Here is a 12,724-nt window from a genome sequence, read left to right as displayed (position 1 = left end):
AGCCCTTGTCGTCTCGCGCGCGGCGCCATGGCCCGGCGTCGCAGAGCGCGACGACGACGGCCGCCGTCGCGGCACCGAACGACCGACCGGTTCCTTGCACGGACTCGCTACGAGCGCGGGTTAGTGATCGACGCTGCCTCCCCCCAACCTACGACGACTCGAACGAGGATGCTTATGTCACGCATCAGCAAGCTCCCCACTGCGAAACTGCGTTTCACCGCGACGGCCCTGACCCTGCTGACCTGCTGGGCCGGTGCGAGTTACGCAGCCGATCACGACGGCGCGACTGCGATTGCTTCGGCGGACGATGCAGTCCCGCACGATCGCGCCGCGATCGGCTTCGCCAGCGCCGACCTCGCGGGCGACGCATCCGTCAAGGCAGTCCCGCCGTTCAAGCATCCCGGCCTGCTGGTCACCCAGGCCCGCCTCAACACTATCCGCGCGGCCGTGCAGTCCAGCGCGAACAGCGCCATCAAGACCGGTTACAACCGGCTGCTGCAGGACAATCGCGGCTCGCACACTTATGCGCATTCGGCGCTGGCGACGGTGGAAGTGGTGCGCGCCGCCGGCGGTCCGCAGGAAAGCCGCTGGAAGAACGACAGCATGGCCGCGTACTTGAACGCGCTGCGCTGGACCGTCAGCGGCGACACCCGCAACCGCGACAAGGCGATCCAGATCCTCGATGCGTGGTCGTCGAAGTTCACCGGATTCACCCTGGCGCCGGGCACCGATGCGCCGCAGGCGTGGCTGGAAGCGGCCTGGGGCTTGCCGGTGTGGGCGAGCGCGGCGGAGATCATCCGTCACCACAACGGCGGCGAGGCGGGCTGGACGCCGGCCCAGCAGGATCGCTTCAACGGCTACCTCAACAAGCTCTATGCGCAGGCCAACCAGGCGTCGAGCCGGACCAACAACTGGGGCGTGTCCGGCGCGCTGGCGATGATGGCCGCGGGCGTGTACCAGGACGACGCCAATCGCTACAACGCCGGTTTTAACCGGATGAAGCAGATGATTCCGCTGATCGTCTACAGCAGCGGCGAAGTGCAGGAACTGCAGGCGCGCGATTGCCATCACCCGCAATACTCGCTCGCCGGCATCGCGCAAGCCGCCGAAATCGCGACGATCCAGGGCGACACCGGCCTGTGGACGCTGACGATCGGCAGCGAGTCGCAGCCGCGCTTCGCGCGCGGGCTGGAGTACATGGCCAAGTCGATCCTGTACGGCGAAGGCGTGCGCGATTGCCGATCCAACGGCTTGTATTCCGGCTACAGCGATATCGCCGTCAACGGCTATCGCAATCGCGGCGTGGCGATCCCCAACTTCCAGAACGCGACCAAGCGCGGCCGTCCGGACGCAAGCGCGGCGGAGTTCCTGGGCTATTCCACCGCCACTCATGGCCGCGACGACTACTGAGCGCATCGGTCACGCGATGTAGCCGGCGGCTTTGCGGTTTCGATGATCGGCAAGCTCCAGGCCGCTGCAACGGCGGCCTGGAGGCCGCGCGGGCACGGCAGACCGAGCCGCGATGTATCGCGCCGCCTCGGCGCGTCGAGCTTGACCGCACTGCGTACGTACGACGCTTCAATATCGGGAAGAGACAGACGGTCGAGCGCGAGCCCGCGGTCCGCGACTGGGTCGCGCCGCGGTATGGGAGAATGGTTGCGGGAGTCATCGTCGGCGCCATCGCGAACTCCGACCTTCTTGATCCGCATCGGTGGTGAAGCCATATGGCGTGGTTACATGGACGTGGGCACGGTGCATGGTTCGCACTGATTCTGGGGCTGGCGAACGCGGGCGTGGCGCACGCATCGCAGGCCGATGCGACGTCCGAGCGTTGGGGGCGCTTCATGGGCGACGGCATCCATGCGGTCGATCGTGATCGATTGAAGCTTCGGGCCGACGGCCTGCTGGAATCGGCGTCGCGCTATCCGCGCACCTCCTCACAGGGCTGGACCGCCGAGCAGAACGCGCGCGGCCGTTACGAGTACCTGGAGCGACTGATCGACTGCCGCAGCGGTCTGTACGTGGATACCGCGTTGCTGCTGCTCGACCCGGACCACCGGCCGGTCGCGCGGCGCGATCAGACTTATGAGGATCAGCTGCAACAGATCGCCTTGCGCCAGGACGAAGTGGCAAGTCATCGCTGGCCGGACACCAGCGAAATCTGGCGGGCCTGCGCATTGGCGATGGCGCCGCGTGGACGGGACGATTCGGCGCAAGCACCCGAGCCGGGCCCGGAGCCCGCGGTGGCCTACGACTATGCGGCCATCGGCGATGCGCCGCCCGCCGACGCCCGGACGCTGTTCGAACGCTTGCGCGCGCAATACGACCAGGCCGTCGCGTGCTACGCGCCGCCGCTGCCGATACCGAAGACGGCGGCGACGGCATCGCGTCGGAGCGAGCGTCGGTCGCGCTCGGCGCCGGCGGAAGATTCGCTGTCCGCGTTCGACCTGGACTCGCTGCGCCATCGCGGCGACGGCGTCATCGAGGCGACGTCGCGCGCCTCGCGGACCGAAGTGGAACGCTGGCCGCAGGACGTCCCCGAGGACGCGCAGGTCGAGCAGGTGCTGGCGATCGATTGCCGCAACGGCCTCACCGTGCCGATCGAGCAGCGCTTCCGCGCCGCCGCAGGTGGCGCCGAACTGCTGCGTCGATCCGCGCCGGTGCTGGCCACGCTGACCCGACTGGCGCAGCAATCGTCGTACGGGCAAGGCGGTTGGGACGAATGGCTCGGCCCGCGATCGCCTTCGGCGTCGGCGAGCCTGTGCAAACTCGCCGCGCAGCGTTGCGGCGCGATGGCGCAAACGGCCGCGTTCGAAATCGATCCCGCGCGCCTGTCGAGCGAGCCCGGCGCGCCGCTGCTGCTGTCCGCGCGCGCGATCTGGCTCGACTACCGCGCCAGTTTCGTTCCTTCCTGTCCGATCGGAGAGCGCTGATGCGCGGCTCGCTGTTCAAATCCCTGCTGGCGCTGGTCTGCGCCGGATCGTTGTGCGCGCCGCTGTCGGCCGCCGAGGCGACCAAGTCCGCCGAGGGCGCGCTCGAAGTGTTCACCTTGAACAACGAGCTCACCCGCTGGGCCGGCCAGGGCCTGCGCGATGCGCAAGGCCGCGTGGTGGTGCCGGTCGATACCGTCGAGCTGATCCGTCTTCCCGGCGGCGGATGGTTGAGCCGCGCCGGCCTTGGCGGCGAATTGCTCGACGCGCGCGGCAAGCGCATCGCCGGTCCGTTCGAGTACGTCGAGCCGCCCGAGCCCTCGCTGGACGTGATGCTGATCGGCACCGAAGGCTCGCCGCTGCTGAGCGGCAAGGGCGGTCTGGTGCGTGAGGACGGCCGTGTGGTGGCCGAGCCGGCGTATGCCGAACTCGACGCCCTGGAGGGAACCGGCCTGTTCTCGTTCCAGCGCGCGCGCCGCACCGGTGCGATGAATGCGCAGGGACGGATCGTGCTGGAGCCGCTCAACGATTCGGTCAAGGCGGTTGCGTCCTTGCTGGCGGTAACCCGACGCGGCCAGTCGGCGTTGTTCGATCGCAGCGGCAAGGCGCTGACGCAATTCCGCGATGGCGTCGACTACCAGGCGCTGGAGGGCTCGCCGTGGATTCGCGAGTGCATTCGCCCGGTCGGCGAAGACGTCGTCGACGAGCCGCGCTGCCGCGTGCTGGACGAAACCTCGAAGCCCGCCCTTCCCGGCGAGTTCGCCCAGATCGACTATCTGCCCGAGGCGCAGCGCTGGGTTGCGATTCCATATGGCAAAGCGAAGGGCGGCGACGAATCCGCGCCGCGCTACGCGAACCGCACGGTCCTGCTGCTGGACAAGACGGGTCGCCGTGTCGCCGAGTTGCAGGCCCGCTCCATCCGCCAGACCCAGGCCGCTCGCCTGGTCGTCACCGTGGCCACGTCCGATGGCGCCGACGAACGCGAGGGCCTTGCCGACCGCGACGGTCGCTGGCTGGTCAAGCCGGACTACGACCGGATCGAAACCTTGCCGATCGCCTTCGCGGAGCGGGACGGCAACAAGGCGCCGCCGCAATTCTCCACCCTGCGCTGGGTTGAGGGCATCCGCTCCCACGCCGGCGTGGTCGACGCCGACGGACGCGTGATCCTGCCGATGGCCGAGAGGCAGGTGATCGCGCACTATCCGAGCCTGGCGCTGTACATCGTCAAGCTCGGCGACAAGACGGGCGTGATCGACAGCGACGGACGTTGGCGGATCCAGGCCAAGCATAGCGGCACCGCGCCGAACAGCGACCTGCCCGCGCCGTATGTGATGTTTTCGGACACCGATTATTCCGGCCAAGGCGAAGACCGCGATCGCTATACCTTGTACGACCTGCGCAGCGGCAAGCCGGTGTTCGCGCACGAGTATCAATACCTCGACCCGCAAGACAGCTACTGGCCGATGGGCTTGAAGGCGCCTTGGCCGGAGTTCGTGGTCGTCGACGCTCAACGCGGCGGCAAGCACGGCGTAATCGACATGGAGGGAAAAGTAGTAGTGCCGTTCGAGTACTACAACATCGACTCGCCGGATCGTTGGGGACGGGTGACCGTGTACCGCGACGAAAACGATGAGAACGGGCGCCAGGTCGACGGCCTGTCCCCGCAGAAGGCGGCCCGCCTGCGCGAGATGATCTCGCGCCAGATCCGCGAACAGCAGGCACCGGTATCCAGCGTGCATGCGCCTTACGCCGGCCGCTACGTGCCGGCGGACTACACCGACGCCGCGCAGGTCCAGGCCGCGGCGCAGCGCGGCGCGCTGTCGCGGCCGGTGGCGCCGATGATCCTGGTGGACGCTTCGACCGCGATTCTCGACCTGGGCATGATCCGCGACCGCAAGGGGCCGGAGCTCGACTATCTGGAGTACTACTGCGAGCGCGACAACGGTTTCGACATCCTGATGCCGGGCGCGGACGTGTCCGACAAGGCCTGCGTCGATCCCGAGGCGCCGCGCCTGATCCTGCAGGCCGCGAGCGAACAGGCGTGGACCTGCAGCACCTGCAAGGACTACGGCCTGCCCGAGCGTTGGCGCCGCACCGATCCCGCGCCGAATCCGAATCTGCCGTGAACCTCGCCTTCGCCTGTGTGTAGCATCGAATGCGCAGCGCCGACCGATTGGGTCGGCGCTATCCCAGCGCGGTATCCAGCACCATCATCAGCACGAACCCGATCATCAACCCGGCCGTGGCGAAACTCTCATGGCCCTTGCGATGCGATTCGGGAATGATCTCGTGGCTGATCACGAACAGCATCGCGCCCGCCGCGAAGCCCAGCCCCCACGGCAGCAACGCATGCGAATGGCTGGTCACGGCCGCGCCGAGCACCGCGCCGACCGGTTCGATCAACCCGCTCGCCGCGCCGATGAACACCGACCATAACCGGCCGTAGCCCGCGGCCAACAACGCGACCGCCACCACCAGCCCTTCGGGCACGTCCTGGATCGCGATGCCGATCGCCAATGCATTGGCCCGCACCGCGCCCTCGTTGCCGGCATAACCCACGCCGATCGCCAGGCCTTCGGGCAGGTTGTGCAGCGCGATGGCGAACACGAACAGCCAGGTGCGGCGCAGTTTTCCCGGCGACTGTCCTTCGCGTCCCTTGATGAAGTGCTCGTGCGGCACGACGCGATCGATCAGCATGATCGTCGCGCCGCCGAGCAGCACGGCCAGGCCGATCACCAGGCTGGCGCCGCGTTCGCCGCCGCCGAACTGGGCGGTCGCCTGCGCCGCCGCGAGGCCCGGAATGATCAGCGAGAACGCGCAGGCCGCGAGCATCACGCCGGCGCCGAATCCGAACAGGGTGTCCTGGATGCGATCGGACAGGCGCTGCGAAAACAACACCGGCAGCGCGCCCAGCGCGGTGGCCAGCGCCGCGACCGAGCCGCCGACGAAGGCGGCGCGCACCGCCGGCACGCTGTCGATGAAGCGCCAGGCGTCGGCGATCATCGCCATCGCGCCCAGCGCGAGGATCGCCAGCCCGAACCATTGCGCCACGCTCAGCCTGCGGCCGAGCCGCGTCGCGCGCGCGTCGCTCATCGCACCCTCGTCGCCGGAATCAGTTCTGCGCCTGGGCATATCGCCTCGCCACTTCCGGCCAATTCACCACGTTGTAGAACGCGGCGATGTAGTCCGGGCGCCGGTTCTGGTACTTCAGGTAATACGCGTGCTCCCACACGTCCAGGCCGAGGATGGGCACGCCGCCCGAGCCGATCCCAACCATCAACGGGCTGTCCTGGTTGCCGCTGCTCTCCACATTGAGCCGCCCGTCCGCGCCCACCACCAGCCAGGCCCAGCCGCTGCCGAAGCGAGTAAGCGCGGCCTTGGTGAAGGCGTCCTTGAATGCATCGAAACCGCCCAGATCGGATTCGATCGCTTGCACCAAGGCGCCGTCGGGCCGGCCGCCGCCGCCTTGGCCGGCCGGCGCCATCACCGTCCAGAACAGGCTGTGATTGGCGTGGCCGCCGCCGTTGTTGCGCACCGGCGCGCGCAGGTTTTCGGGCAGGTGGTCGATCGTGGTGATCAGCGTTTCCACCGCGATGCCTTCGTGTTCGCTGCCTTGCAGCGCGGCGTTGAGATTGTTGACGTAGGTCTGATGATGCTTGCTTTGGTGGATCTCCATCGTCTTGGCATCGATGTGCGGCTCGAGTGCATCGAAGGCGTAGGGCAGGGCGGGAAGTTCGTAGGTCATGTTCGATTGTCCGAAGGCGGGAGAAAGGACTCAGCGGATCAGTGCAACGCGACATCGCCCAGCGACGACAACGCCGACAGGCCGTCGCGCAATAACGCTTGGGTTTTCGCGCAGGCGCCGTGGCGGGTCTGCCAGTCGAGCAGGGCGAGCCGGGTCCGGCTCATGTGACGCACGGCGCAGCGGCGCGCGTCGTCGGGTACGTGCGGATCGGCGGCGATCCGGGTCAGGGCTTCGTGCGGCAGGCACAAGTGTTCGAGCGTGCCGGCCGGATCGCGGCGCTGGCGATGGGTTTCGGACACGTTGTGATGGGCCACGACCAGGGCGGCGAGGCAGTCGTCAGGGCAGGCGGCGAACGCGGGACTTGCGATCAGCGCGAGCGCTGTCTGCAACGCGTGTCGATACAGGCGTTGCGCATGCGCGAATTGGCGTCGGTCGAAGGCCGCGTTGGCCTGGCGGGTCAGTTCGCGCCATTGCGCGAGGCCGGTTTGCGCATCCGGGTGCGGGATCGATTCAAGGCTGGACAGCGCACGCATGGGCGGCTCCTTGGTTGCAAGGGGCCCTTTGCGTGAGGATCTGCGTGCGTATTCAGGCGCTGGGATGATAGCCACGCGCCGTTCGATCCGTCCAGTCGCATCGACGGCATCGGCCGGCCGATCAGGCGTTCACGACTCGACCTGGATCACGCTTCCATGGCGACGTTCATGGATCGGGCCGGGTGGTGATCGGCGCGTGCTGCGCCATCAGTTCGGCGATCCAGTCCATGAATACCCGCAATTTGCGGCTGACATGCCGGTTGGGCGGGAACGCGACGTACAACGGCATCGGCTCCAGCCGCCAGTCCTGGAACAAAGGGATCAGTTCGCCGAGCGCCGCGTGCGGCATGGCCATGTAATCGGGCAGCCACAGCACGCCCATGCCGGCCAGGCCCGCGGCGAGATAGGCATTGCCGTCGTCGACCGCGAGCACGTAGCGGCCTTGCACGTCGATGCTTTCCACGCCGCGATGCATGGCGTAACGAAAGACCTTGCCGCTGCGCGCCCAATGGAAGCCGACGATGCGGTGATGGCTGTCCTCCAGTTCTTGCGGATGCGAGGGCGTGCCCGCGCGCTGCAGATAACTCGGCGCCGCGTACACGCGCAATTGCAGGTCGCCGACATGCCGCGCCATCAACGACTGATCGGTGAGCGCGCCGCCGCGCACCACGCAGTCGACGTGCTCGCCGATCAGGTCGACGATGCGATCGCTCACGCCCATGTCGAACTGGATGTCGGGGTATTGCGCATGAAACGCGGGCAGGGCCGGCATAAGGATCATGCGTGCGAGCGGGCTCGGCACGTCCACCCGCAATCGGCCCTTGGGCGCGGACGAGGCGCTGGACAGACTGGTCTCGGCATCGTCCATGTCGGCCAGCAGGCGCACCGCGCGCTCGTAGTAAGCGGCGCCGTCGGCGGTGACGGCGAGCTTGCGCGTGGTGCGGTTGAGCAGGCGCACGCGCAGCCGCGCCTCCAACTGCTGGACCAGCTGGGTCACGCTGGTCTTGCTCATGTGCAGGGTCTGCGCCGCCTTGGTGAAGCTGCCGGCTTCGACCACGCGGACAAAGGCCTGCATCGCATCGAAACGGTCCATCTGCGCTCCGGCCGGGTCGGGGATTGTTTGGATTCTACGGACAGTGATGACCGCGTAGGCCTGTTTATCCGCAAAACCCGCTGTCCTAGAGTCCCCGCATCGTCGCAGCGATCGGCCGCGACGCCTCAATGGAGATAACTCAGTGACAAAACGCGACGTGGTCTTTCCCGCCGGACGCCAGGCGCTCTACGAACGCAATCGCTACTCGCCGGCGATCCGCTCCGACGGTTTCCTGTTCGTCTCCGGCCAGGTCGGCAGCCGCGAGGACGGCTCGCCCGAGCCCGAACTGAGCGCGCAGGTGCGGCGCGCGTTCGACAACCTCAACGCGATCCTGCACGCCGCGGGCTGCACGTTCGACGACGTGATCGACGTGACCGTGTTCATCGTCGATCCCGAAACCAACTTCGACACGGTCTGGAGCGTGCTGCCCGATTACTGGGGCAGCGCACCGTATCCGACCCTGACCGGCATCGGCGTGACCTGGCTGTACGGCTTCCAATTCGAGATCAAGGTGATCGCGAAGTTGCCGCAGGCCGGCGCGCAGGTCGGGTGACGAAGAACCAGGCGCTCGTCACAGGCCCAGTTGCCGTTCCAGTTCGCGGCGCCGGGCCTGCAGTCGGGCGAGGTTGCGGTAGGCGCGCACCAGAACGGCCACGGCGACAGCGAGCATCACCGCACCCATCGCGGCCGCGGCCTGCAAGCTCGGGCCGCCCGCGCCGATCGCCATCGCCGATGCACCGGCGAAAAACAACGCGGTGAACACCACCGCCATCCAGCCCGCGACGACCCGATGATTGGCCAGCAGAGGCCTGCGATGCCGCAGCACCCACACCGCATACGCGACCCAACTGGCACCGATGCCGAGCATGACCGCGAACGCGACCCGGGTGCGGCCTGGAAGCGCCGGCTCGGTCGCCAGCAATGCGCCGAGCAACACGCACATGATCAGCGCCGCCAGCAGCAGGGCGACATGGCCATAGCGCGAACGGGTGGACAGCGCACCGGCGGTCAGATGCCGAAGTTCCTCATCCAAGGAGCGTGGCGACGATTGAGCGATCATGGGCGAGATTCCTGCGGGACTATGTAGTGGCGCAACAGCGCTCTTGCGCGGAACAACCGCGATTTGACCGTGCCGACCGGAATGCCGAGCGCGGTGGCGATATCGGCCATGGACAGTTCCTCCAGATAGAACAGCGTCAACACTTCGCGTTCGACGATCGGCAGCGATGCCATGCCGATGGCGAGCGCCCGATCGAGATCTTCGTCGTCACCGATGGCGTCAGTCGCCGCCAGTTCCTCCAGATCGATGCCGGTGTCGACGGGCATCGCATAGCGACTTCGCAGCCGATCCATGAAAGTGCGGTGCGCGATCCCGAACAGCCAGGCGCGGAACTGCGCGGCGTCGCGCAGTTTTCCAAGGCCTTGCAACGCGCGCAGCCAGACCTCCTGGGTGAGGTCGTCGGCGAGTTCGGGATCGTCGGTCAGCTTCAACGCATACCGATGCAGCGAGCCGGACCAGCGCCGGATCAGGTCGTCGAAGGCCGCGCGTTCGCCCAATTGGCAACGCACGACCAGCAACTGGTCGGCGCGCGCTTGATCGGCGCGCGCTGGGTCGGCGCGTTCGCGGTCGGATGCATTTTCGTCCAATGGCGGACTCTCCTTCACTCGTCGCTAAGGTAGTCGGCGAAGGGGGAAAAAGGTTCATGCGGTGTCGCCGAGGCCGCCAGGACGCCTCGGTCGACGGTCGCCGCGTGCTTGCGCCGCCCTGGCCGCGCGCTGGAGAACCGGCGCCGGATCGGCCAAGATTCGGCCACGCGCCGCGCCGGGTTCGGCAACGCCGGCGCGAGCGCGTCGTGCCAGGCTTGAGCGTCTTGCGCCGCGCCGATGTACTGTCGCCCCCAACGGAATCCGCTTTCGATGAACGCTTTCGCACGTCTCCTGTCGGCATGCCTGCTGTCGACGCTCGCGGCGGGCGGCGCCGCCCTCGCGCAGGAGCGCAGCCAGGAATCCGCCGAAGCCGAAATGGTTGCGGCGACGTCGATCGACGACGGCCCCTACTTGAGCTACGACGGCGCGCAGGTGCAGGCGCAGTGGATCTGCGCCGGCAAGGTGATCCGCAAGACGTTCAAGGCGCAGCGATGGCCGGTGCGGATACCGCTGCGCTGTGGCTATCCCGACCCCATCGAGGTCAGGGCGAAAGCGGCCGCCGAATCGACATCGTCGGTCAGCGGCGTCGACCGCATCGTCGCCCTGTCCGACATCCATGGCCAGTTCGATCTGGCCGTGCGGTTGCTGCAAGCCAATCGTGTCATCGACAAGCGGCTTCGCTGGCACTACGGCACCGGCCATCTGGTCGTGGTCGGCGACGTCTTCGATCGCGGTCCTCGCGTCACCGAGACGTTCTGGCTGCTGTATCAGTTGCAGCAGCAGGCGCGCGATGCCGGCGGCGACGTGCATGTATTGCTCGGCAATCACGAAACGATGGTGCTGTACGACGACCTGCGTTACGTCAACCCGAAGTACCTGCGCGGCGCCGAGTTGCTGGGCAAGCCGTATCCGCAGCTGTACGACGCCGACAGCGTGCTGGGCGCGTGGCTGCGCACATTGCCGACGATGCTGAAGATCGACGACCTTTTGTTCGTCCATGGCGGCATCGAGCCGGGCCATTTCGATCTGCATCTGGATCGCGACACGGTCAACGCGCGTTATCGGCAGTCGCTCGGCCTGGCCAAGGCCACGGTGAAACACGACCCGCTGTTCGCGCCGCTGTACGACGGCAAGACCAGTCCGATCTGGTATCGCGGCTACTTCAAGCAAGGCGAGCTCGGCCAGAACGAGGTGCAGACGATTCTCGACCGCCTCGGCGTGAGCCGCATCGTTGTCGGTCATACCTCGATGGAGCACGTCGGCAGTTACTTCGACGGCCGCGTCATAGCCGTCGACAGCAGCATCAAGGAAGGCCGCTCCGGCGAACTGCTGTTCGTCGAGAACGGACGCCTGGAGCGCGGCACGCTGGACGGGACGCGCCTGCCGCTTTGAGCGGATCGCGGGACTTGGGTCGATCGCAGTGCAGGACGTCTACCTGGACGTGGCGGAATTGAGCGGAGGTGACTTCGACGTTTCGGGCGGCTTGCTTTATCGGCGACTTCCCACCCGGCGTTGCCGCTGAATTTTTTTACGGCATCAGGTGGTGGCGATAACTGCTGTTTTTATATGCGCTCTGCCGACTATTGTGTGTGCCAAAAAAAACAAGCCGAAGGCATCGGCGGCCACGGCAGGCCCGGTCTACACTGACTGCACTGGCAGAAGGAGACTCGCCTTGAAATTTCGCCCTCTCGTGGCCTTGCTTCTGCTGGTCTGCTGCGCGCTGACAAGCTGCAGAATCATCGAGCCAACCAATAGCATGCTCAAAGACTTACAGGAGTGGGCGACACCTGAGCCGTACGACAGCGTGTCGCCTGAGCACGAGCAGCGACGCGCCAAAGCGGCGATGGTGGAGTGGGTCGAGCAATATCTTAAACACGAATATCGGGTGGTGGGTCGACGTTTTGTCTTGACCGCGCCCGGGTCTACCGACTTTGCGGCGATCGGCTCCAAGGCGCATCAATATGTCACCCAGACCTTGGGCGCAACGATGCGCGCCGATGGCTGGTTTGACGATGACAGCTACATGATGTTTCTTTGGGCATTCGGCGCTAGCTCGCCGCGCTATATAGATTTTGTGATAACCAATGATTTCTTGCCCGGCACGCGCGAGCGCGGTTTAGTGGTTTATTTTGAACTCGTATCTTCCGCCAAGCGTTGACACAAGCACATCTAAAGGGGCATTGGACATGGCCAGGCAAGAACAGCAATACGCGACAGCGGGCTCCCACAGCTTTAAGCCACGCCACCTGCTGGTTGTCTTTCTACTCTTGGCAGGATGTCTGTTGGGCGGGTGTCAGACGGTAAAGTCACGCGATAGCGTGCTCGACGGTTTGCAAGAGTCGGCGACACCCGCGCCGCGGGACAGCCCGTCTCCGCCACACGAGCAGCGTCGTGCGAAAGCCGCGATGGTGCAATGGCTGGAACAGTATTTAAATGAAAAATACAGGGTTGTCGTCGTTGATCAGCGCTTTGTATTGACTGAGCCTGGGTTTACGGACAGCGCCCGGATAGGGTCAAAGGCAAGCCGGTATGTCGGACAGGTATTGGGCGGTGTGCCGCAGCCGGTCGTTTGGTATGAAGATGAGTATTTTTTTTCTCATCACGATGATGAAAAAGGGTATCAAATTTTTTTGTGGAAGCTTAATGATGGCGCGCCGCGTTATATCTCCATGGTTATGAGTAGCGATTTCTTGCCTGGTACGCGCGAGCGCAGTTTAGTCGGCTATTTTGAACTCGTGCCCTCTGCGAAACATTGATGCAAACGGTCCGAGCAGGA

13 protein-coding genes are annotated in these 12,724 nt (G+C 66.0%); 7 read left to right on the top strand and 6 right to left on the bottom strand.

Annotation, left to right across the window (positions count from 1 at the left end):
• Positions 1 to 174: 174 nt before the first annotated feature.
• The 3 genes from KME82_RS22700 to KME82_RS22690 all read left to right on the top strand — a co-directional run bounded on the left by KME82_RS22700 (position 175) and on the right by KME82_RS22690 (position 5,056).
• Complete coding sequence (locus KME82_RS22700; RefSeq protein WP_215496028.1) at positions 175 to 1,410, top strand: alginate lyase family protein; 1,236 nt, start codon at positions 175 to 177, stop codon at positions 1,408 to 1,410.
• Between the two features lie 383 nt (positions 1,411 to 1,793).
• The gene (locus KME82_RS22695; RefSeq protein ID WP_215496027.1) at positions 1,794 to 2,933 is read left to right on the top strand and encodes a hypothetical protein; all 1,140 of its coding nucleotides are present in this window, start codon (positions 1,794 to 1,796) and stop codon (positions 2,931 to 2,933) included.
• On the top strand, positions 2,933 to 5,056 hold the full coding sequence (locus KME82_RS22690) for a WG repeat-containing protein (protein WP_215496026.1): 2,124 nt from the start codon (positions 2,933 to 2,935) through the stop codon (positions 5,054 to 5,056). The genes KME82_RS22695 and KME82_RS22690 overlap by 1 nt, the downstream gene beginning before the upstream one ends.
• Positions 5,057 to 5,114: 58 nt before the next feature.
• On the opposite strand, the gene KME82_RS22685 is transcribed toward KME82_RS22690, so the two are convergent.
• The 4 genes from KME82_RS22685 to KME82_RS22670 form a co-directional block, all read right to left on the bottom strand.
• Positions 5,115 to 6,023 (bottom strand): ZIP family metal transporter, encoded by a 909-nt coding sequence (locus KME82_RS22685; protein ID WP_252255479.1) that lies wholly within the window; start codon positions 6,021 to 6,023, stop codon positions 5,115 to 5,117.
• A gap of 19 nt (positions 6,024 to 6,042) precedes the next feature.
• Complete coding sequence (locus KME82_RS22680) at positions 6,043 to 6,675, bottom strand: superoxide dismutase (RefSeq protein WP_215496025.1); 633 nt, start codon at positions 6,673 to 6,675, stop codon at positions 6,043 to 6,045.
• Positions 6,676 to 6,713: 38 nt separating this feature from the next.
• Complete coding sequence (locus KME82_RS22675) at positions 6,714 to 7,208, bottom strand: hypothetical protein (protein WP_215496024.1); 495 nt, start codon at positions 7,206 to 7,208, stop codon at positions 6,714 to 6,716.
• Between the two features lie 166 nt (positions 7,209 to 7,374).
• Entirely contained in the window at positions 7,375 to 8,301 is a 927-nt protein-coding gene (locus KME82_RS22670) for a LysR family transcriptional regulator (RefSeq protein ID WP_215496023.1), read from the bottom strand.
• A gap of 142 nt (positions 8,302 to 8,443) precedes the next feature.
• On the opposite strand from KME82_RS22670, the gene KME82_RS22665 reads away from it, so the two are divergent.
• Positions 8,444 to 8,854: a RidA family protein gene (locus KME82_RS22665; RefSeq protein ID WP_215496022.1), complete on the top strand. Its 411-nt coding sequence runs from the start codon at positions 8,444 to 8,446 to the stop codon at positions 8,852 to 8,854.
• 18 nt (positions 8,855 to 8,872) lie between these two features.
• Here the strand turns inward: KME82_RS22665 and KME82_RS22660 are convergent, their stop codons facing one another.
• Positions 8,873 to 9,361, bottom strand: a complete 489-nt coding sequence (locus KME82_RS22660; RefSeq protein ID WP_215496021.1) for a hypothetical protein — start codon at positions 9,359 to 9,361, stop codon at positions 8,873 to 8,875.
• Positions 9,358 to 9,870, bottom strand: a complete 513-nt coding sequence (locus tag KME82_RS22655) for an RNA polymerase sigma factor (RefSeq protein ID WP_286673223.1) — start codon at positions 9,868 to 9,870, stop codon at positions 9,358 to 9,360. The genes KME82_RS22660 and KME82_RS22655 overlap by 4 nt, the downstream gene beginning before the upstream one ends.
• Positions 9,871 to 10,218: 348 nt before the next feature.
• Here KME82_RS22655 and KME82_RS22650 point away from each other — a divergent pair, with 348 nt between their 5' ends.
• The 3 genes from KME82_RS22650 to KME82_RS22640 all read left to right on the top strand — a co-directional run bounded on the left by KME82_RS22650 (position 10,219) and on the right by KME82_RS22640 (position 12,704).
• Complete coding sequence (locus tag KME82_RS22650) at positions 10,219 to 11,340, top strand: metallophosphoesterase (protein ID WP_215496019.1); 1,122 nt, start codon at positions 10,219 to 10,221, stop codon at positions 11,338 to 11,340.
• Positions 11,341 to 11,620: 280 nt separating this feature from the next.
• Positions 11,621 to 12,106, top strand: coding sequence for a hypothetical protein (locus KME82_RS22645; protein ID WP_215496018.1), 486 nt, complete (start codon positions 11,621 to 11,623; stop codon positions 12,104 to 12,106).
• 28 nt (positions 12,107 to 12,134) lie between these two features.
• Entirely contained in the window at positions 12,135 to 12,704 is a 570-nt protein-coding gene (locus tag KME82_RS22640) for a hypothetical protein (protein WP_215496017.1), read from the top strand.
• Positions 12,705 to 12,724: the final 20 nt, after the last annotated feature.

Source organism: Lysobacter capsici (assembly GCF_018732085.1).
GTDB classification, from domain to species: domain Bacteria; phylum Pseudomonadota; class Gammaproteobacteria; order Xanthomonadales; family Xanthomonadaceae; genus Lysobacter; species Lysobacter capsici_A.
The sequence above is the reverse complement of the archived record's forward strand: the minus strand, read 5'-3'. Positions and strand labels throughout refer to the sequence as shown.